Origin of the sequence: Microbacterium sp., from assembly GCF_035687345.1 — a bacterium.
Classification (GTDB): domain Bacteria; phylum Actinomycetota; class Actinomycetes; order Actinomycetales; family Microbacteriaceae; genus Microbacterium.
The window spans coordinates 1-20742 of record NZ_DASRXZ010000018.1; the positions used below are offsets into that span (position 1 = coordinate 1).

Consider the following 20742-nt stretch of genomic DNA (forward strand, 5'->3'; position numbering starts at 1 on the left):
CGACACGATCGACCTCGAGACGGCGCTGCGCCTCCTCGACCTGCCGCGAGTCGTCGGCACCGACCCCGAGACCGGCGAGGTCATCACGGCGCAGAACGGCCGCTACGGGCCGTACCTCAAGAAGGGCACCGACTCGCGCACCCTGCAGAGCGAGCAGCACATCTTCGACATCACGCTCGACGAGGCGCTCGCGATCTACGCGCAGCCGAAGTACGGCGCACGGGGTGCGTCCAGTGCGCTGAAGGAGTTCGAGGCCGACCCGACGAGCGGCAAGCCGATCAAGCTCAAAGACGGTCGATTCGGCCCCTACGTCACCGACGGCGAGACCAACGCGACGATCCCGCGCGGCGAGAGCGTCGACGACGTCACGTTCGAGCGCGCGGTGCAGCTGCTCGCCGAGAAGCGGGCGAAGGGTCCCGCGCCCAAGCGCACGCGGCGCACGACCACGACCCGGAAGGCGGCGGCGAAGAAGTGACCCTCGACAACGAGGCGGTCGCTTCCGCCCGCGGTGTGTTCGTGACGTTGGAAGGCGGCGACGGCGTCGGCAAGTCGACGCAGGCGCAGCGCCTTCAGGAATGGCTCGACGCCGAGGGCTACACGACGGTGCGCACGCGCGAACCCGGCGGCACGGAGGTCGGCAAGCTCGTGCGCGACATCGTGCTGCACCATCGCGGCGAGATCGTCGCGCGCGCCGAGGCGCTCTTGTACGCGGCGGATCGTGCGCAGCACGTCGCCACCGTCGTGCGGCCGGCGCTCGAGCGCGGCGACATCGTCATCCAGGACCGGTACTTCGACTCGTCGCTCGCCTATCAGGGCGCCGGGCGCGTGCTCGGCCGCGAGGAGGTGCGCCGGCTGTCGCTGTGGGCGGTCGACGGCCTGATCCCCGATGTCACGGTCCTGCTCGACCTCGACCCCGAGATCGCGCGCGAGCGCCGTGAGGCCCAGGGCAAGCCGTTCGACCGGCTCGAGGCGGAGGAGGCGGAGTTCCACGAGAACGTGCGCCGCGAGTTCCTCGCGCTCGCCGATGCGGAGCCTGCCCGGTTCCTCGTGGTGGACGCGTCGCAGCCGGCCGACGAGATCGCCGCCGCCGTGCGCAGGCGCGTGCAGTCGGCACTCGAGTGGGCCGGGATCTGACCGGACGCCGCGTCGGCGCCGCCGATTAGGCTGAACCTCATGGACGCCACCGCCGCCGCGCCCGTCGAGCCGGCCACGCTCGACGAGCCGCCGTGGGGCGCGGTGTGGGGGCAACAGGCCGCCGTCGAGGTGCTGCGGGCTGCGGCATCCGACCCCGACCTGATGACCCACGCGTGGCTCCTCACGGGCCCGCCCGGCTCGGGCCGTTCGATCCTCGCGCACGCGTTCGCCGCCGCGCTCATCGCCGAGCCCGGCGACGAGCAGGCGATGCGGCAGGTGCTCGCGGGAACGCATCCCGACCTCACCGCACTGCGCACCGAGGGCGTCATCATCTCGATCAAAGACGCCCGCGCGCTCGTCGAGCGCTCGTATTTCTCGCCGTCGATCGGTCGGTACCGCGTGATCGTCATGGAAGACGCCGACCGTATGACCGAGCGCACGTCGAACGTGCTCCTCAAGGCCCTCGAAGAACCGCCGGAGCGCACGGTCTGGGTGCTGTGCGCGCCGAGCGACGCCGACCTGCTGCCGACCATCCGGTCGCGTGTGCGCACGCTGCGCCTGCGCGAGCCCGAGGTCGACGAGGTCGCGAAGCTCATCGCGCTGCGCACGGGCGTCGATCCGGCCGTCGCGGAGCAGTCCGCCCGTCACGCCCAGCGTCACATCGGCATGGCGCAGAGACTGGCGACGGATGCCGCGGCCCGCGCCCGCCGCGACTCGACCCTGCGCGCGGCCCTCGCCGTGCGAGGCGTGGGCGACGCCGTCGAGGTCGCCGGACACATCGTGCAGGCCGCCACCGAAGACGCGAAGGCGCTCACCGCCGAGCGCGACGAGGCGGAGCGCGCGAACCTGCTGCGCACACTGGGAATCGTCGAGGGCGCGCCCGTGCCGCCGGCGGTCCGCTCGCAGCTCACCGCGCTCGAGGAAGAGCAGAAGCGCCGCGCGACGCGCAGCCTGCGCGACGGCATCGATCGCGTCCTGACCGATCTGCAGTCGATGTTCCGCGACGTCGTCGTGCTGCAGTTCGGCCGCGACGCAGACCTCGTCAACCGCGAGCTCGAACCCGAGCTGCGTGCGCTCGCCGAAGCGTGGCCGCGTGAGCGGACGCTCACGGTGCTGGATCGCATCGCTGAGACGCGGCGCAATCTCGAACAGAACGTCGCCCCCGCGCTGGCCCTGGAGAGCATGCTCGTGACCGTCGCGAGCGGGAGGACCCTGTGACCCGAACCGCCCCCCGCCGCTCCCGGCGGCTCCTCGCCGTCGTCGCCGGACTCGCCGCGGCATCCGTCGCGCTGTCCGGATGCCTGTACGCGATGATCCCCGAGTCGCGTCCTGCTCCGAGCCTCACCCCCGACACCGAGGGCGTTCCGGCAGAGCTGCTGCCGTATTACGACCAGGAGCTCGAGTGGGAGCCGTGCGGCGAAGGCTTCGACTGCACGACCGTCCGGGCACCGCTGGACTGGGAGAACCCCGGCGACGCCGACATCGAGCTCGCGGTCATCCGCCACGCGGCGACCGGTCAGTCGCAGGGGGCGCTGTTCACGAACCCCGGCGGCCCCGGGGTGAGCGGCAAGTCGTACGTCGCGGACTCGCTGTCGTTCGCCGTGGGGGAGGAGCTCACCGAGTCGTTCGACGTCGTCGGGTTCGACCCGCGTGGCGTGGGTGAATCGACGGCCGTGCGCTGCTTCGACGACGCGGGCATGGACGAGTTCCTCTTCGGAATCCCCGAGGCCCCGCGCGGATCCGAGGAGTGGACCGCCGAAGTCATCGCGTCGAGCGAGGAGTTCGCGCAGGCGTGCGACGCGAACAGCGACGGCATCCTGCCGTACATCACGACCGAGAACTCCGCTCGCGATCTCGATCTGCTGCGCGCGGTCCTCGGGGAGTCGGAGCTCACGTACCTCGGCTACTCGTACGGCACGTACCTCGGCGCGCAGTACGCCGAGCTCTTCCCCGAGCGCGTCGGACGCCTCGTGCTCGACGGCGCCCTCGACCCGACGATCTCGATGCTCGAGCTCGGTGTCGTGCAGACGATCGGGTTCGAGCGGGCGCTGCGCGCCTACATGGAGAACTGCCTCGCCGACGACGAGTGCCCGTTCCGCGGGACGGTCGACGAGGCGCTCTCCGATCTCAACGCGCTGTTCGCGAGCCTCGACCGATCGCCCCTGCCGAGCGGGGACGAGCGCCCGTTCGGCGCGGACGCCCTCGAAACGGCGATCTCGACCGCGCTGTACGCCCGCCAGTACTGGGACTTCCTGACCGAGGCTCTTCGAGGAGTGCTGCAAGGCGACCCCGAGATCGCATGGCTCCTCGTCGACGCGTACTTCGACCGCCAGGACGGCGTCTACCTGTCGAACCTCATCCAGGCCTTCACGGCATACAACTGCATGGACTACCCGGTCGACTGGACTCCCGAAGAGGAGGCGGCCGCCGACGATCGACTGCGGGCCGAAGCACCGACCATCGCCGAGTACAACATCGGGCCGAATCTGTGCCGGGTGTGGCCGTACGAGTCCACGAACGCGCGTGAGCCGCTCACCGCGAACGGCGCCGCCCCGATCGTGGTCGTGGGCACGACGAACGATCCGGCGACGCCGTACGAGTGGTCCGTCGCGCTCGCCGACCAGCTCTCGTCGGGTGTGCTCGTCACGCGTGTCGGCGAGGGGCACACCGGTTACAACAAGGGCAACGAATGCGTCGACTCGGCGGTCGAGGCCTACCTGCTCGAGGGCACGGTTCCCGAAGACGGGCTCCGGTGCGAGTAGCCGCCGCTCGGCGACCGCCTCGGTTCGCGAGCACTCCCGCGACCCTGTAAGATCGTTGATCGTGCATCGCGCAAGCGGGGCGCGCCACCTTAGCTCAGTCGGCAGAGCGATTCACTCGTAATGAATAGGTCAAGGGTTCGATTCCCTTAGGTGGCTCGAGATGAAGGCCCGGGTTTCGCCCGGGCCTTTCTCGACACCGGGGAGGCGCGATGGGGCACGTGCTCGACGCGGTCCTCGAGATCTTCGCATGGGTCGGCATCGGCGGCGGCCTCGTCCTCGCGCTTCTCGCTCTCATGCTGCGGATCGCGGACGGCACGTGGGTGCCGGTGCATGTCGTGATCGACGATTCTGCGAACGGACGGGTCGCCCGGTGGTTCGATGACGGCGGAGTGGGCGAGGCCGTCCTGACGCCGCACCTCGTGCGCGAGCTCGGCGACAAGGACGAAGCCGACCTCTACGCGCGGCGCGGATCGCGAGACCGTGTGCGACTCGTCCGTACGGCGCCCGGCGTGCGGTTCACGGCGTTGATCGCCCTCGCGCTCGGGGGGCTCGGGATCATCGCGCTCGTCGCGTCGTGGGTGCTGCTCTTCGCCCGAGGCTGACCGCCCGGCGCACGCGCGAGCACGCCCCGCCGGATCAGCCGACCGCGAGCATCGCACCCGCGGCGAGCGCGAGGATGAGCCCGACCCACTGCACCGCGGCGATGCGCTCGCGCAGCACGATCGCCGCGAGCAGGATGGTCCCGCCGGGGTAGAGCGCCGTGAGCGCCGAGACGACCGACAGATCCCCCAGCCTCAGCGCGAGCAGCATGAAGCCGTTCGCGACGGCGTCGAGCGCGCCGCATCCGACTGCGAGCCACCATGCGCGGCCGCGGGTGGACGTGAGGATCCGCGCGGGGATGGGCGCTGTCGCGTGCGCGAGATCCGCATGCCCGGTCGGGGTCGCACCGAGGTCGGGGTCGGCGGGAGTGAGCACGGCGGTGACCGCGCGGCCACGCCGCACGGCCGCGAGGATCATGCCGCCGACGACCGCACCCGTGATGACGACGCTCGTGAGCCTGCTGAACACGAGCGGCACGAGGCCGCTCTCGTCGCGCGTCTGGTCGATCACGATGAGGAAAGCGCCGATCGCGATGCCGGCGCCGACGGCCATCACGAGGCCGCGCACGCTCGGCCGCACGACCTTCTCTCCCGGAATGAAGCCGACGAGCACGACAGCCACGAGCGCGACGCCGAGTCCCGCGTAGCCGAGCGGCGAGAGGCTCTCGCCCTTCACGAGCAGTCCCCACAGCATGGGCGCGATCGCCGAGACGACCGCCGTGAGCGGCGACAGGATGCTCATCGGTCCGATCGCGAGGCACGCATACAGCAGCACGACCGCCACGATCCCGAAGAGGCCCGCCGCGACGCCCCACGCCATGTCGGCGCCCGTCGCATCGACCCCGAAAAGGGGGAGCGCCAGCACGAGGACGACGAGACCGGATGCTGCCGACACCGCCGTGACGACGATCGAACGCAACCGCCTCGCCGCGATCCCACCGAGGAAATCAGCCGACCCGTACACGAGGGCGCCGAGCAGCGCGATGAGGGCGGACAGCATCCGCCCAGCCTACGACCGACGCGCACACCGCCGGCGGGCTCACGTCAGGATTATGCAAATCGCGTAGATGCTAGATAAGCTAGCGATATGTCATTGCGCCAAAGGGACCGCCACACGACCAATCGCTGGGTCAGGATCGGCATCCCGGTCGTCCTCGTCCTCGTGTGGCTCGTCGGCGGCGCCGTCGGCGGCCCGTACTTCGGCAAGGTCGGTGAGGTGTCGACGAACGACCAGTCGACCTTCCTTCCCGAGAGTGCGGATGCGACGCAGGTGAGCGAGCGGCTCGCGGACTTCCTCGGCGAAGACTCGATCCCGGCCGTCGTCGTGGCGACCGGCGACGGAGAGCTCACCGAAGGCGACCTCGCGGCGCTGCAGACGCTCGCCGACGATCTCGCCGACCTCGACGGGATCGCGGGCGAGGTGTCGCCGCCCATCGTCTCCGACGACGGCGAGTCGGCGCAGCTGTTCGTGCCGATCGACGGCGACGAGGTGCGCGACAGCGTCGAGGAGGTGCGCGCGCTCATCGCCGAAGATCTCGACGCGCCGCTCGAGGCGTGGGTCACAGGCGCCGCGGGCTTCACGGCCGACCTCGCGGAGGGCTTCCTCGGCATCGACGGGCTTCTCCTGGCGGTCGCCCTCATCGCGGTCTTCATCATCCTCGTGATCGTGTACCGGTCGCCGCTGCTGCCGATCCTCGTGCTGCTGACGTCGACGTTCGCGCTGTGCGTCGCTCTGCTCACGGTGTGGTGGCTCGCGAAGGCCGGAGTGTTCGTGCTCAACGGCCAGGTGCAGGGCATCCTGTTCATCCTCGTGATCGGAGCGGCGACCGACTACGCGCTGCTGTACGTGGCGCGATTCCGCGAGGCGATCGCCGACGGCGCTCCTCGATGGGAGGCGACGACGCGGGCATGGCGCGGGTCGTTCGAGCCGATCCTCGCATCCGGCGGCACCGTCATCGCGGCACTGCTGTGCCTCCTGCTGAGCGACCTCGCGACGAACCGCGCGCTCGGTCCGATCGCGTCGATCGGCATCGCGTTCTCGATCCTGTCGGCGCTCACATTCCTGCCGGCGCTGCTGGCCATCTTCGGTCGCGCGGCGTTCTGGCCCTTCGTCCCGAAGCCCGGCACGGGCGCGCTGCCGGCCGACCTCACCAAGCCCGCGAAAGGCATCTGGCCGCGTCAGGCGCGCTTCGTCGCACGTCACGCGCGTCCGGTGTGGATCGTCGCGACCGTCGTGCTGCTCGCGGCGACCGCCGGCGTGCTGCAGCTCAAGGCGGACGGCGTGCCCACGAGCGAATTCGTGTTGGGCGCGTCCGAGGCGCGGGACGGCCAGGAGGTGCTGTCGGAGCACTTCCCGGCGGGCTCGGGAAGCCCCGTCTACGTCATCGCCCCCGAGGATGACCTCGCGGAGGCGGTCGAGCTTCTGGAGGACAGCGACGGCATCGAGGCGGTGGCCGTGGCATCCGCCGACTCTCCGACCGGTCAGGCGACCGTCACCCTCGAGGACGGCGAGGCCGTGTTCGCCGCGCCCGGACCTCCCGGAACGCCCGTGCCCGCGCCCGCGCCGAGTGTCGCCGACGGCGATGTGCTGCTGATCGGCACGCTGACGGATGCCGCGGACTCCACCGCTGCCGACGACACCGTGCGCGACCTGCGGGTCGCCCTCGACGACGCGTTCGGCGACGGCACGACGCTCGTGGGCGGCGTCACCGCGACCGACGTCGACACGATCGACACGTCGATCCGCGACCGGACGCTCATCATCCCCGTCGTGCTGTTGGTGATCCTCGCGATCCTCATGCTCCTGCTGCGATCGGTCGTCGCGCCGGTGCTGCTCATCCTGAGCGTCATCGTGTCGTTCGGCGCGGCCCTCGGCGTGAGCGCGCTGGTCTTCAACAACGTGTTCGACTTCCCGGGCGCCGACCCCGCCGTGCCGCTGTACGGCTTCGTGTTCCTCGTCGCGCTCGGCGTGGACTACAACATCTTCCTCATGTCGCGCGTGCGGGAGGAGTCGATCACGCACGGCACGCGGCCGGGCATCCTGCGGGGCCTCGTCGCGACGGGCGGTGTCATCACCTCGGCGGGCCTCGTGCTCGCGGCGACGTTCGCGGCGCTCGGCGTCATCCCGATCCTGTTCCTCGCGCAGATCGCGTTCATCGTGGCGTTCGGCGTGCTGCTCGACACGTTCGTCGTGCGGTCGCTGCTCGTGCCGGCGATCTCGTACGACATCGGCCGGGCGATCTGGTGGCCGTCGAAGCTGTCGCGCAAGGACGCTGAGCCGAAGCCGGTCGACACGGGCGGGCCGGTCGACGAAACGGATGCCGTCGCTCCGGCGACGCGTGCGGCACGGCGGCGTACGCTCGTGTCATGAGCAAGGCGCTGTTCATCGTCGACGTTCAGAACGATTTCACCGAGGGCGGTGCGCTCGGCGTGGAGGGCGGCGACGCCGTCGCCGAGCGCATCTCGCGGTTCCTCGCCGACCACGCGGACGAGTACTCGATGATCGTCGCCTCGCGCGACTGGCACGACGGCGACAACGACAACGGCGGGCATTTCGCCTCGGGCGAGCCGGACTTCATCGAGACGTGGCCGGTGCACTGCGTCGGAGGCACCGAGGGTGCCGAGTACGACCCCGCGTTCGACACGAGCCGGGTCACGCATCATGTGAAGAAGGGGCAGGGTCAGCCCGCGTACTCGCTCTTCGAGGGCACGACCGACGAGGGCGAGAGCGTGCACGAGCTGCTCGAGCGCCATGGGGTCGTCGAGGTCGACATCGTCGGCATCGCGACCGACTACTGCGTGCGGGCATCCGCTCTCGACGCCGTCGAGCACGGTCGCCGCGTGCGCGTGTTCACCGACCTCGTCGCGGCGGTCGCCCCGGGATCGGGAGAGGCCGCGCTGGCCGAGCTGGCGCACGCGGGCGCCGAGCTCGCAGAGTCGGGTGTCTGACCGCGGCGCTTCGGCTCACTCCGTGTCGGCGCGCCGGCGGCTGTCGCGGATCGCGAGGAACACCGTGAACGCGAGCGCCACGAGCGCGGTCGCGCACAGGAGCGCGAGCCCGATCGTGTAGCTGTGGGCCGCGGCGTTGTACGTCGCACCCATGACGAGCGGCGGGAAGTACCCGCCGAGTCCGCCTGCGGCGCCGACGATCCCCGTCACCGCGCCGACACGGTTCGCCGGCGCGCGCTGAGCGACCCACGTGAACACCGCGCCGGTGCCGAGGCCCAGGGCGAGCGCCATGAGCACGAACGACGTGCCGGCGGCGAGCTCGGGCGGAGGCTTGAACGCGATCACGACCGCCATGATCGCGGCGCCCGCGAGCGAGATGCCGAGCACGATCGGCGGTCCGATCTTGTCGGACAGCCACCCGCCGACAGGGCGTGCGACGACAGCGGCGATCGCGAAGCCGGCGGTGCGCGCCCCGGCATCCGCCAGATCGAACGAGTACACCTCTTTGAGGTATGTCGGCAGATACGTCGAGAAGGCGACGAAGCCGCCGAACGTCACGGCGTACAGGAACGCCATCTGCCACGTCACCGCGAGCTTCGACGCGGCCGCCAGCTTCGGGAGCACGGGGTCGCGGTTCGGCTTCCACGCCGGCGAGTCGCGCATGAGGAACCACACGAGAGCCGCCACGACCAGCAGCGCGACGGCGATCACGATGTGCGTCGCGACATAGCCCCACCACGCCACCATGCGCGGTGTGAAGAACGACGACAGGGCGGTGCCGCCCATGCCCGCGCCGAACAGTCCGGTCGCGAACCCGCGGCGGGACGGCTCGTACCACGCGTTGACGAAGGGGATGCCGATCGCGAACGTCGTTCCGGCGATGCCGAGGATGAAGCCGAACACGATGAGCAGCACGTACGAGCCGATGAGACCGGCGAACATCACGAGCAGCACCGGGATCGCCGAGACGGCCGTGAGGATCGTGAACATGATCCGCCCGCCGTAGCGGTCGGTGAGGGCGCCGGTGAGGATGCGCCCGAGCGAGCCGACGATGACGGGCGTCGCGATCAGCAGCGACTGCTGCGTCGCGTCGAGGTCGAGCTCGGCGGCGTACTGCACCGCGAGCGGGCCGATGATGTTCCACGCCCAGAACGTGATCGCGAAGGCGAGCAGGGCGAGCCACAGGTTGAGCGTGCGGCCCTGCAGAACGGCGGCCGTGGTCGGGGTCGGGGCGGTCGTGCTCACCGGGGGCTCCTTCGCGAGCGACGGGGTGTGCGGTCGGGTTCGCGGTCTCGCGTGCCGACGGGCGCCCAGCCGCGACGGATGCCGCGAGCCGTCGTCGGCCTGCCGTCACGCGACCGGTACACGATGTACGGCCGGAACAGGTAATGGATCGGCGCGGTGAACGCGTGCACGAGCCGCGTGAACGGCCAGATGATGAACAGCAGCATGCCGATGAGCGTGTGCAGCTGGAAGGCGAACGACGCCTCCGACATCGCCTGGATGTCGGGCTGGAAGATGAACAGCGACCGGAACCACGGCGACACGGTCTCGCGGTAGGTCTGGTCCTCGTGCGGGCCGACGACGCTCAGCACGGTCGTCGCGAGCCCCGCGACGATGGCGGCGACGAGTACGACGTACATCGTCTTGTCGTTCTTGGTCGTCGCCATGAACACCGGGCCGGTCGTGCGGCGCCGGTAGATGAGGATGCCGACGCCGACCAGCGTCGCGACGCCCGCGATCGTGCCGAGCCCGAGGGCGGCGAAGTGGTACATGTCCTCGGTGATGCCGAGCGCGTCGGTCCACGACTTCGGGATCACGAGCCCGGCGACGTGCCCGATCACCACGACGAGGATGCCGAAGTGGAACAGCGGCGACCCGATGCGCAGCAGCCTCGACTCGTAGAGCTGGGACGACCGCGTGGTCCAGCCGAACTGGTCGTATCGGTAGCGCCAGATGAGGCCGCCGATGAGGATGATGACCATGGCGTAGGGGAGGATTCCCCACAACAGGAGGCTCACGCGCGACCTCCCGCCGGTACGAGGGGGATCAATCGCGGATCGCCCGCGTCGAGGCCCACCGACTCCTGGGGCGGCCCGGCGGCGGCCATCGCCATCGCCTGCTGCCGATCGGCGGGCGACGGCCCCGGCAGCGTCGCGCACACCGCCGCGACGACGCCCGCGTACGGCGATCCTCGTTCGGCGAGCGCGATGCGGATGAGCTCGACGCTCGCGCGGTACTGCTGCAGGATCGCGGTGCCCGCGTCGGGCCGGTGGCGCGTGAACTCCAGGACGAGCGGCAGATAGTCCGGCAGTTCGCCCGTGTCCGCCTCCATGCCCGCCGCACGGTACCTGGCCTTGAGGTCTGCCAGCGCGCCGCCTCGCCTCCGTGTGTCCCCGTCCGTCCAGTACGTGAGGTAGAGCGCATGGCGCCGCGACATGTCGAACGTGTCGACGTAGGCCGTCCGCACGACAGCGGCATCCGTCTGCGCCCACCACTCCAGCAACGGCGCGAACTGCTCCGCCGCCTCGGGCGCCGACTCGCGCAGCGCCGTGGCGATGAGCGGACCGGATGCCAGCACCTCGTCGTCGGGATACGAAAGACACACGGATGCCGCCTGGTGCACGACCGCGGCCCTCATGACGAGCCTCCGTCCGGGGCATCCGCGTCGACCGTCCGCCGGGGTGGGAACAGGCCCGGCGGTGCGCCGTTGCCGTCCCAGTTGAGGAGGTTCACGCGGCCGCGCAGCGTCTCGTCGCCGGCGCGCGCATCGGACGTCTGGCGTTCGCGCAGTGCGTGGAAGTTCTCGACGGCGACGGGCGTCGGGCGTCCGCTCGCCTCGCCGAACGGACCCGACTCCTCGGCGTACGGGCCGCCGTCGAAGTCGAGCGAGCACCCGAGCTCCTCGAGCTCGTGCGCCTGCTCGTAGTGCGCGGTCGGGATGACGTACCGGTCCTCGTACTTCGCGATCGCGAGGAGCCGGTACATCGCGTAGATGTCGTCGCCGGTCATGCCGACCGCGGCGGGGATCGACTCATCGCGCTCGCGGTCGAGCGTGATGTCGCGCAGGTACGACCGCATCGCCGCGAGCTTCCACAGCACGTCCGACACGATGTCGGTGTCGCCCGCCGTGAAGAGCTCGGCGAGGTACTCGACCGGGATGCGAAGCGCCTCGATCGCACCGAAGAGCGTGCCGGCCGCCTCGGCGTCGTGGCCTTGGTCGCGCAGCAGGTCGACGATGGGCGACAGTGGCGGGATGTACCAGACCATCGGCATCGTGCGATATTCCGGATGCAGCGGCAGAGCCACGCGGTACTTCTTCGCGAGCGCGTAGACGGGCGACCGCCGCGCCGCGTCCATCCAGTCCTCGGGGATGTCGCCCTGGGCCCGCACCGCCGCGATGACCTCGGGGTCGTCGGGGTCGAGGATGAGGTCGAGCTGTGCCTCGTAGAGATCCTTCTCGTCGGGCGTCGAGGCGGCCTCGGTGACACGGTCGGCGTCGTACAGGAAGAGCCCGAGATACCGCAGGCGCCCGACGCACGTCTCCGAGCACACCGTCGGGATGCCGACCTCGAGCCGCGGGTAGCACAGCGTGCACTTCTCGGCCTTGCCGGTCTTGTGATTGAAGTAGATCTTCTTGTACGGGCATCCGGTGATGCACTGGCGCCAGCCGCGGCAGCGGTCCTGGTCGACGAGGACGATGCCGTCCTCGGCCCGCTTGTAGATCGCGCCCGACGGGCACGAGGCCATGCACGACGGGTTCAGGCAGTGCTCGCAGATGCGCGGGAGGTAGAAGAGGAACGTCTTCTCGAACTGCATCTTGATGGCGTCCTCGGACTCACGCCGCACCTTCTCGACGATCGGGTCGAGGTGGCCGAGCTCGCTCGTGCCGCCGAGGTTGTCGTCCCAGTTGGCCGACCACGTGATCTTCGTGTCCTCACCGGTGATGAGCGACTTCGGCTTCGCGACGGGGAAGTCGTCGCCCAGCGGCGCGTCGATGAGCGTCTCGTAGTCGTACGTCCACGGCTCGTAATAGTCGGCGAGCTTGGGCTGCACGGGGGACGAGAAGATCGTCAGGAGGCGCCGCAGGCGGCTGCCGGTGCGCAGCTTCAGGCGTCCGCGGCTGTTGAGGGTCCACCCGCCGCGCCACTGCTCCTGATCCTCGTACCGGCGCGGGTAGCCCTGCCCGGGCCGCGTCTCGACGTTGTTGAACCACACGTACTCGGTGCCTGCCCGGTTCGTCCACGCCTGCTTGCACGTGACCGAGCAGGTGTGGCATCCGATGCACTTGTCGAGATTCATGACCATGCCCATCTGGGCCATGACACGCATCAGTACGTCACCTCCTGCGAACGGCGGCGAATGGTCGCCACCATGTCGCGCTGGTTCCCCGTCGGGCCGAGGTAGTTGAACGCGTACGACAGCTGCGCGTACCCGCCGATGAGGTGGGTCGGCTTCACGAGCAGTCGCGTGACGGAGTTGTGGATGCCGCCGCGCTTCCCGGTGGCCTCGGACTTCGGCACGTCGATCGTGCGCTCCTGCGCGTGGTGCACGTAGACGACGCCCTCGGGCATCCGGTGCGACACGATCGCGCGCGCCACGAGCACGCCGTTGGAGTTGACGCACTCGACCCAGTCGTTGTCGGCGGCCCCGATCGCGGCTGCGTCTTGCGGGCTCATCCACACGGTGGGCCCGCCGCGCGACAGCGACAGCATGAAGAGGTTGTCCTGGTACTCCGAGTGGATCGACCACTTCGAGTGCGGCGTGAGATAGCGCACCGTCACCTGCTGCGCGCCGTCGGGGCCGAGTCGCGGCTCGCCGAACAGCCGGTGCAGATCCAGCGGCGGGCGATAGATCGGCATCGCCTCGCCGAGGTCGCGCATCCAGTCGTGATCGAGGTAGAAGTGCATGCGCCCCGTGAGCGTGTGGAACGGCTTGAGGCGCTCGATGTTGACCGTGAACGGCGCGTATCTCCGCCCGCCCGTCTCCGAACCCGACCATTCGGGCGACGTGATGACCGGCACGGGCGCCGCCTGTGTCATGGCGAACGTGATGTGCTTCTCCTCCGAACCCGCCGCGAGGTCGGCGAGCGGCTTCCCGACGCGCTTTTCGAGGGTGCGGAACCCCTGCCGCGCGAGCTCGCCGTTCGTCGTGCCCGAGAACGTGAGGATCGCCTCGGCGAGCTTGACGTCGGTGTCGATCGCCGGGCGCCCGGCGGCGGGACCGGATGGGTACACGCCGTGCATGTGCGCGAGACGCTCGACCTCGTGCGACACGTCGTACGTCACGTTCTTGACCGTGAACCCGAGCTCGTCGGCGAGCGGCCCGATCGCGGCGAGCTTGTCGGCGATCGCGGTGTAGTCGCGCTCCACCACCACGAACTGCGGCATCGTCCGCCCCGGCACCGGGGCGACGTCGCCGCGCGCCCAGTCGCGCACGACACCGCCCGGCTGCGCCGTCTCGCCCGGGGTGTCGTGCTGCATCGGCACCGACACGAGGTCCTGCCGCACGCCGAGGTGCTTCTTCGCCATCTCGGACAGCTCGCGCGCGATCGCGTGGAACAGGTCGAAGTCGCTGCGCGCCTCCCACGGCGGATCGATCGCAGGCGTGAAGGCGTGCACGAACGGGTGCATGTCGGTCGAGGAGAGGTCGTGCTTCTCGTACCACGTCGCCGCGGGGAAGATGACGTCCGACAGCAGCGTCGTCGACGTCATCCGGAAGTCCGCCGAGACCAGCAGGTCGAGCTTCCCCTCGGGGATCTCATCGCGCCACACGACATCACGGGGCCGAACGGATGCCTCATCCGACGCCATCACGTTGCTGTGCGTGCCGAGGAGGTACTTGAGGAAGTACTCGTTGCCCTTCGCGCTCGAGCCGAGCAGGTTCGACCGCCACAGCGTCAGCAGGCGCGGCCAGTTCTCGGGCGCGTCGACGTCGGAGATCGCGGACTTGAGCTCGCCGTCGGCGAGCTGACGGACGACGTAGGCGGCGGCATCCGGCGCCTGTCCGGCCTCGACGGCGTCGGCGGCCTCGTCGGCGAGGTCGAGCGGGTTGCGGTCGAACTGCGGATAGAAGGGCATCCAGCCGAGCCGCGCCGACTGCGCGATCGTGTCGGCGGTGTGCAGTCCGTCGAGGTTGCCTTCGGCGAGCGGCGACGCGAGCGCGTCGGCACTGTAGCCGTCGAAGCGCCACTGGTCGGTGTGCATGTACCAGTACGCGGTGCCGATCATCGTGCGCGGCGGGCGCGCCCAGTCGAGCGCATTCGCGAGTGAGATCCAGCCCGTGATCGGGCGGCACTTCTCCTGTCCGACGTAGTGCGCCCAGCCACCGCCGTTGCGCCCCATCGAGCCCGTGAGGATGAGCATCGCGAGGATCGCGCGGTACGTCGCGTCGCCGTGGAACCACTGGCAGATGCCCGCGCCCATGATGACCATCGAGCGTCCGCCCGAGTCGGCGGCGTTCGCCGCGAACTCGCGCGCGATGCGCGTGCACGCCTCCGCGGGGACGCCCGTGATGTCCTCCTGCCACGCCGGCGTATAGGGCGTCGTGGCGTCGTCGTACCCGGTCGGCCATTCGCCGGGCAGTCCGTCGCGCCCCACGCCGTACTGCGCGAGCAGCAGGTCGAACACGGTCGTCACGAGCACGCCGTGCACGCGCGTCGCCGGGACCCCGCGGCGCATGACGGCGCCGGATCCGTCCGGCGCGTCGAAGCGGGGAAGCAGCACCTCCGCCGCCTCCTCGGCGACCTTCGCGTCGCGCACCGACAGCGCCGGCACGATGCCCTCGAGGTCGAGGTTCCATCGACCCTCGCCCGACTCGGCGTAGCGGAAGCCCATCGAGCCGTTCGGCACGCGAGGGGCACCGGATGCGGCATCCAGCACGACCGTCTTCCACGCGTCCTCCGGGGCCTCTTCGCCCAGATCCGCCGCCGTGAGGAACTTGCCGGGCACGAGCCCGCCGTCGGCGTGCGGCACGAGTGTGATGAGGTGCGGGAGGTCGGTGTACCGGCGGGCGTAGTCGACGAAGAACGGCACGCGCGCGTCGACGTAGCGCTCTTTGAGGATGACGTGTCCCATCGCCATAGCGAGCGCGGCATCCGTCCCCGCCTGGCACGGCAGCCACTCGTCGGCGAACTTCGTGTTGTCGGCGTAGTCCGGGCTCACCGTGACGACCTTCGTGCCGCGGTAGCGCACCTCCGCCATCCAGTGCGCGTCGGGCGTGCGCGTGACCGGGACGTTCGAGCCCCACATCATGAGGTAGGTCGCGTCCCACCAGTCGCCTGACTCCGGGACATCCGTCTGGTCGCCGAACACCTGCGGGCTCGCGACCGGGAGGTCGGCGTACCAGTCGTAGAAGCTCGTCATGACCCCGCCGACGAGCTGTGTGAACCGCGTGCCGATGCAGTGCGACACCATCGACATCGCCGGAATCGGTGAGAAGCCCGCGACGCGGTCCGGGCCGTACTCCTTGATCGTGTGGACGTAACCCGCCGCGACGAGCTCGACCGCCTCGCGCCAGCTCGCGCGCACGAGTCCGCCCTTGCCGCGCGCCTGCTGGTAGCGACGCCGAGTCTCGGGGTTCTTCGTGACCTCGCCGAATGCGAGCACGGGGTCGCCCGTGCGCGTTCGCGCCTCGCGGTAGGCCTCCAGCAGCGCGCCCCGGACGTACGGGTAGCGCACGCGCGTGGGGGAGTAGGTGTACCAGGAGAACGCGGCCCCGCGGGGGCACCCGCGGGGCTCGTATTCGGGACGGTCGGGGCCGACGCTCGGGTAATCCGTCTGCTGCGCCTCCCACGTGATGATCCCGTCTTTCACGTAGACCTTCCACGAACAGGATCCCGTGCAGTTCACGCCGTGCGTCGAGCGGACGACCTTGTCGTGACTCCACCGATCCCGGTAGAAGACGTCGCCCTCGCGCCCGCCTTCGAGGAACGCCGCGCGATGATCGGGGGTCTCCTCCCATCGCGTGAAGAACCGCCCTGCCGCGAGCAGAGCGTCTGAAGCCGGCCCATCAACACCGATGCGAGGCGTCATGCTCGGGACGATACTCAGGTGCGGATGTCTCCACCAGGGCCCCCGGCGAGGGGTGAGCGGTGGGCCCGGAGGGGCTCGAACCCTCGACCCGCGGATTAAAAGTCCGATGCTCTGCCAACTGAGCTACAGGCCCGTTCATCAAGCCTACTGGCCGATGCGGACGGGCTGACCGACTCAGCCGTTGCGGCCGTTGCCGTTGCCGCTGTTCGAGCCGCCGCCGTTGCCGTTGGCGCCGTTGTTGTTGCCCGGGCCGCGGTTCTCGTTGCCGCCGCCGTTGCCGGGGCCGCCGCCCGACGGTCCGGAGTCGTCGACCGGCTCGACGGGCTCGCTCTCGACGGGACCCTGCTGGGCGGGACCCTGCTGGGCGGGACCCTGCTCGGCGGGAGCCTGCTCCACGGGCACCTGCTCGACGGGATCGTCTCCCACGGAGTCCTGCGGGTCCACTCCGGACGTGTAGGCCGGGTTGGGGTCGCGGTCGGTCAGCGGTGTCGCGGCGCCCAGGCCGGGCAGCCACATCACCATGACGATCGCCGCCGCGAGCAGGGCGGCGGCCGCGAGGATCGCCACGAACACGCCGCGCGGGCGGCGGGAAGGCGCGAGCGGCGCCGCACGGTCGTCGTCTTCGATGAGGTATGCCGCGGGATAGGCGGCGGTCTCCGCATCCGCCGTCTGCGGCACCGCCGCGATCGGCTGGGGCGTCACCGGCTCCTCGCGCATCCACTCGGCCGGGATCGTCAGGGGAGCCGTGTTCACCGTGACGGTCTCCGCGTTCGAGCGCGCGGCGGCGGCCTGTCCGGCGAGGGTCGCCGCGACGTCGAGCGCCGACGGACGGTCTTCGGGACGCGATGCGGTCATGCCGCGCAGAAGGCACTTCCACGTCTCGTCGAGGTCTTCGGGGATCTCCGGCGATCGCACGAGGCGCGCGGTGACGGCGCCGAAACCCTCCGCCTCGGCGAACGGGCGCTTTCCGGTGATCGCCTCGAGCAGCATGATGCCGAACGCGTACACGTCGGCGGGCGGCGCGGGCGGTGCCCCGCTCGCCTGCTCAGGGGCGATGTAGGCGATCGTCCCGATCACGATTCCCGGGTTGGTCATCCGTGCGGAGTCGAGCAGATAGGCGATCCCGAAGTCGGCGACCTTGGCGCGCCGCGGATGCCCCGGCAGCGGCGACTCACAGAGCAGGATGTTCGACGGCTTGATGTCGCGGTGCACGATGCCCGCGGAATGCGCGAGGTGGAGCCCCTCGGCGATGTCGACGGCGATCGCGGCGAGCTCGTCGAGGTCGACGGGACCTTCCGCGATGAGGTCGCGCAGCGTGCGTCCTTCGACGTGCTCCATCACGAGGTAGCTGACGTCCTCGTGCGACAGGTGCGCATCGAAGAGGGTCACGAGCGAGTGGTGGTTGAGCGTCGCGAGCGCCGCCGTCTCGGACTCGGCGCGTTCGTGGCCTCCCGGCTCGGAGAACGGGCCCTGAAGCATCTTTATCGCGACGGGGCGGTGCAGCAGCGTGTCCTCCGCGCGGTAGACGCGGGCCATGCCTCCGACGCCGATGCACTCCTCGAGGCGATACCGTCCACCGAGCAGTTCGCCGGTGGTCGGTCCGCTGATCTCGCGTACATCCGTCATGGTCTGGTTCCCCCTGCCCGTCAACACGGCCTCGTGACTCGGGCAGGTTCACGCTACGCTTCGACCACTTTCCGCCGAGACGCCCTTGACTTGTCGGCCGATCGATGCAACGGAGCCTCTCGGATCCGCCCTGAAACGCCCGGAGTACCCTTGAGCGGGTGAGCGAATCGAGGGACTTCCACAAGCCCGTGCGGCGGCCGGCCGAGCTCTTCGACCGGCTGTTCTCGGCGGAGGATCCCGCCGAGGTGTCGCGCGTCGCCCACGCCACCGCGAGCGCGCTTCTCACACGCGTGCGCGAGAATCCCGACTCCGCCGTCGTCGAACGGCTCGTCGCGTTCACCGACGACCACGGCATCGACGACATCGCGGAGCTGTGGTCACGGTCGCCGGCTCGCACGCTCCCTGGCGCGCTGTGGCGGCTGTACCTGCTGCAGTTGATGATCCACGACGATCCGAACACCGCGGCGCTGCTGTACGCGCGCGGTCGCACCGAGCTCATGTCCGCCGACGACGTCATCGCCGGGGCGCCGTCGCCAGCGGGGCCCGACGAGCTCGTCGCGCTCGTCGACACGATCCTGCGGGGGCTGTTCCAGGGCGACTTCGCGGTGGCCCTCGATCGCGCGGCGGCGTTCTGCCGCGTGCAGGCGTCCGGCGCGAGCCACATCGCCGACGACTACGAGGGCACCGAGCCCGACCGCGCATCCGCCCTCACGACGCGCGCGCTGCGGCTGTCGACCTACGCGACCGACCTCACAGCGTGCGCCGCCCTGTGGCGCCGCGACTCGCTGACCTGAGGCCAGCGGATGCGCCGGGCATGAAAGTGCCGGGCCGCAGAACGCCTCTCGGCGCGAGGCCGCTCGCAGCGGCAGAAGTTGGAGCCCGGGGTTACTGCGGCCCGGCCGATCAAGTGTAACCGCTGCACACGGTGGTCTATTCCGGCCCGGTTAGGCTCGGAGGATGACCTGGCGTTTCGCGCTCGTGATCGAGCCCGCGGCATCCGATGATCCCCGTCACGACTTCGCCGACACGTTCACGGTCATCGACGCGTCGGCTCCCGCGCTCACCGTCGGCGAGCTGAGCACGCAGCGCGGCGACGGCGTCTTCGAGTCGATCGGCGTGGTCGACGGCCACGCCCAGGAGGTCCGGGCCCACCTCGAGCGCCTCGCCCATTCGGCCTCGCTGTGCGATCTGCCCGCGCCGAACATCGAGCAGTGGCGCCAGGCCGTCGCCGTCGCGGCGGCTTCGTGCGCGCCGGGCGAGGCGGTCATCAAGCTCATCCTGAGCCGCGGCATCGAACACGGGCCGACGCCCACCGCATGGGTCACGGCCGCACCCGCCGCCGACAACACGGCGGCGCGCGAGCGGGGAGTGCGCGTCGCGACGCTCGACCGCGGGTACAGCATCGACACGCCGGCGCGCGCCCCGTGGCTGCTGCTGGGTGCGAAGACCCTGTCGTACGCGGTCAACATGGCGGCGATCCGCGAGGCGAAGCGCCGCGGCGCGGACGACGCCGTGTTCGTGTCGTCCGACGGCTTCGTGCTCGAAGGGCCGACGTCGTCGGTCATCCTGCGCCGGGGCGAGACGTTCGTGACGCCCGCGCCCGGCGCCGGGATCCTGCACGGCACGACACAGCTCAGCCTCTTCGAGGAGCTCGAGAGGCGCGGCTTCGCGACCGCCTACGAAGACGTTCCGGTCGAGGCGCTGCGAGAAGCGGATGCCGCGTGGCTCGTCTCGAGCGTGCGCCTCGCCGCCCCCGTGGTCGCCGTCGACGGGGATCCCGTCCCGTTCGACCCGGAGTTCACGAGATCGCTCAACGCCTACCTGCTGAGCCCGCGGGACTGACCGCCCGGATCATCCGAAGCGGCCCGACACGTAGTCCTCGGTGGCCTGCACCGACGGGGTCGTGAAGATCGTGCGGGTGTCGTCGTACTCGATCAACTTGCCGGGCTTGCCCGTACCGGCGATGTTGAAGAACGCCGTCTTGTCGGACACGCGCGACGCCTGCTGCATGTTGTGGGTCACGATGACGATCGTGTACTCCTGCTTGAGGTCCGCGATGAGCTCTTCGATGGCGTAGGTCGAGATCGGATCCAGTGCCGAGCACGGTTCGTCCATGAGGAGCACGTCGGGCGACACCGCGATCGCGCGAGCGATGCACAGGCGCTGCTGCTGCCCGCCCGAGAGCCCGGACCCGGGCTTGTCGAGGCGGTCCTTGACCTCGTTCCAGAGGTTCGCGCCGCGCAGCGACCGCTCGACGAGGTCGTCGGCATCGGACTTCGAGATGCGCCGGTTGTTGAGCTTCACGCCCGCGAGCACGTTCTCGCGGATGGACATCGTCGGGAACGGGTTCGGCCGCTGGAACACCATGCCCACCTGCCGGCGCACGAGCACGGGGTCGACACCGGGCGCGTACAGGTCCTCGCCGTCGAGCAGCACCCGGCCCTCGACGCGCGCGCGGGGGATCACCTCGTGCATGCGGTTGAGCGTCCGCAGGAACGTGGACTTGCCGCATCCGGAGGGCCCGATGAACGCCGTGACCGAGCGCGGCTCGATCTGCAGCGAGACGTCCTCGACCGCCAGGAAGTCGCCGTAGTAGACGTTGAGGTCTTTGACTTCGATGCTCTTCGACAAGATTCTCTC

The 20742-nt window shown here is 70.2% G+C and carries 17 protein-coding genes and 2 tRNA genes; 10 read left to right on the top strand and 9 right to left on the bottom strand.

Translation table 11 applies throughout. From position 1 onward, the window contains the following. The 6 genes from VFF97_RS01455 to VFF97_RS01480 all read left to right on the top strand — a co-directional run. The coding region (locus VFF97_RS01455; protein ID WP_325031715.1) for a topoisomerase C-terminal repeat-containing protein at window positions 1-475 on the top strand (475 nt) is incomplete at its 5' end. Next, complete coding sequence (gene tmk, locus VFF97_RS01460; protein WP_325031716.1) at window positions 472-1134, top strand: dTMP kinase; 663 nt, start codon at window positions 472-474, stop codon at window positions 1132-1134. The genes VFF97_RS01455 and tmk, both read left to right, overlap by 4 nt. A gap of 39 nt (window positions 1135-1173) precedes the next feature. After that, window positions 1174-2352, top strand: coding sequence for a DNA polymerase III subunit delta' (locus tag VFF97_RS01465; RefSeq protein WP_325031717.1), 1179 nt, complete (start codon window positions 1174-1176; stop codon window positions 2350-2352). After that, entirely contained in the window at window positions 2349-3896 is a 1548-nt protein-coding gene (locus VFF97_RS01470; RefSeq protein WP_325031718.1) for an alpha/beta hydrolase, read from the top strand. The genes VFF97_RS01465 and VFF97_RS01470 overlap by 4 nt, the downstream gene beginning before the upstream one ends. 83 nt (window positions 3897-3979) lie before the next feature. Beyond that, window positions 3980-4052, top strand: a tRNA-Thr gene (locus VFF97_RS01475). Between the two features lie 53 nt (window positions 4053-4105). Then, complete coding sequence (locus VFF97_RS01480) at window positions 4106-4498, top strand: hypothetical protein (protein ID WP_325031719.1); 393 nt, start codon at window positions 4106-4108, stop codon at window positions 4496-4498. A gap of 34 nt (window positions 4499-4532) precedes the next feature. Here VFF97_RS01480 and VFF97_RS01485 read toward each other — a convergent pair whose 3' ends face one another. Next, window positions 4533-5495: an EamA family transporter gene (locus VFF97_RS01485; RefSeq protein WP_325031720.1), complete on the bottom strand. Its 963-nt coding sequence runs from the start codon at window positions 5493-5495 to the stop codon at window positions 4533-4535. Window positions 5496-5582: 87 nt separating this feature from the next. On the opposite strand from VFF97_RS01485, the gene VFF97_RS01490 reads away from it, so the two are divergent. After that, complete coding sequence (locus VFF97_RS01490; RefSeq protein WP_325031721.1) at window positions 5583-7865, top strand: MMPL family transporter; 2283 nt, start codon at window positions 5583-5585, stop codon at window positions 7863-7865. Further along, a complete protein-coding gene (locus VFF97_RS01495; protein WP_325031722.1) occupies window positions 7862-8443 on the top strand; it encodes an isochorismatase family protein in 582 nt (193 codons plus the stop codon). The genes VFF97_RS01490 and VFF97_RS01495 overlap by 4 nt, the downstream gene beginning before the upstream one ends. A 15-nt stretch (window positions 8444-8458) precedes the next feature. Here the strand turns inward: VFF97_RS01495 and VFF97_RS01500 are convergent, their stop codons facing one another. The 7 genes from VFF97_RS01500 to VFF97_RS01530 all read right to left on the bottom strand — a co-directional run bounded on the left by VFF97_RS01500 (window position 8459) and on the right by VFF97_RS01530 (window position 18102). Beyond that, window positions 8459-9688 carry a nitrate/nitrite transporter gene (locus tag VFF97_RS01500; RefSeq protein WP_325031723.1) on the bottom strand — a complete coding sequence of 410 codons (1230 nt, stop codon included), beginning with the start codon at window positions 9686-9688 and terminating at the stop codon, window positions 8459-8461. Continuing rightward, window positions 9685-10464, bottom strand: a complete 780-nt coding sequence (gene narI / locus VFF97_RS01505) for a respiratory nitrate reductase subunit gamma (RefSeq protein WP_325031724.1) — start codon at window positions 10462-10464, stop codon at window positions 9685-9687. The genes VFF97_RS01500 and narI overlap by 4 nt, the downstream gene beginning before the upstream one ends. Then, on the bottom strand, window positions 10461-11084 hold the full coding sequence (narJ, locus tag VFF97_RS01510; RefSeq protein ID WP_325031725.1) for a nitrate reductase molybdenum cofactor assembly chaperone: 624 nt from the start codon (window positions 11082-11084) through the stop codon (window positions 10461-10463). The genes narI and narJ overlap by 4 nt, the downstream gene beginning before the upstream one ends. Continuing rightward, window positions 11081-12775: a nitrate reductase subunit beta gene (narH, locus tag VFF97_RS01515; RefSeq protein ID WP_325031726.1), complete on the bottom strand. Its 1695-nt coding sequence runs from the start codon at window positions 12773-12775 to the stop codon at window positions 11081-11083. The genes narJ and narH overlap by 4 nt, the downstream gene beginning before the upstream one ends. Further along, window positions 12775-16476 carry a nitrate reductase subunit alpha gene (locus VFF97_RS01520; protein WP_325031727.1) on the bottom strand — a complete coding sequence of 1234 codons (3702 nt, stop codon included), beginning with the start codon at window positions 16474-16476 and terminating at the stop codon, window positions 12775-12777. Before VFF97_RS01520 ends, narH begins: the two co-directional genes overlap by 1 nt. A gap of 60 nt (window positions 16477-16536) precedes the next feature. Next, window positions 16537-16609 (bottom strand) — tRNA-Lys (locus tag VFF97_RS01525). Window positions 16610-16650: 41 nt separating this feature from the next. Next, window positions 16651-18102, bottom strand: coding sequence for a serine/threonine-protein kinase (locus tag VFF97_RS01530; protein WP_325031728.1), 1452 nt, complete (start codon window positions 18100-18102; stop codon window positions 16651-16653). Window positions 18103-18260: 158 nt separating this feature from the next. On the opposite strand from VFF97_RS01530, the gene VFF97_RS01535 reads away from it, so the two are divergent. Both VFF97_RS01535 and VFF97_RS01540 read left to right on the top strand, forming a co-directional pair. After that, the gene (locus tag VFF97_RS01535) at window positions 18261-18896 is read left to right on the top strand and encodes a DNA-directed RNA polymerase subunit beta (protein ID WP_325031729.1); all 636 of its coding nucleotides are present in this window, start codon (window positions 18261-18263) and stop codon (window positions 18894-18896) included. A gap of 163 nt (window positions 18897-19059) precedes the next feature. Beyond that, window positions 19060-19944: an aminodeoxychorismate lyase gene (locus VFF97_RS01540; RefSeq protein WP_325031730.1), complete on the top strand. Its 885-nt coding sequence runs from the start codon at window positions 19060-19062 to the stop codon at window positions 19942-19944. A gap of 9 nt (window positions 19945-19953) precedes the next feature. Here VFF97_RS01540 and pstB read toward each other — a convergent pair whose 3' ends face one another. After that, complete coding sequence (gene pstB, locus VFF97_RS01545; RefSeq protein ID WP_325031731.1) at window positions 19954-20733, bottom strand: phosphate ABC transporter ATP-binding protein PstB; 780 nt, start codon at window positions 20731-20733, stop codon at window positions 19954-19956. Between the last annotated feature and the right edge of the window lie 9 nt (window positions 20734-20742).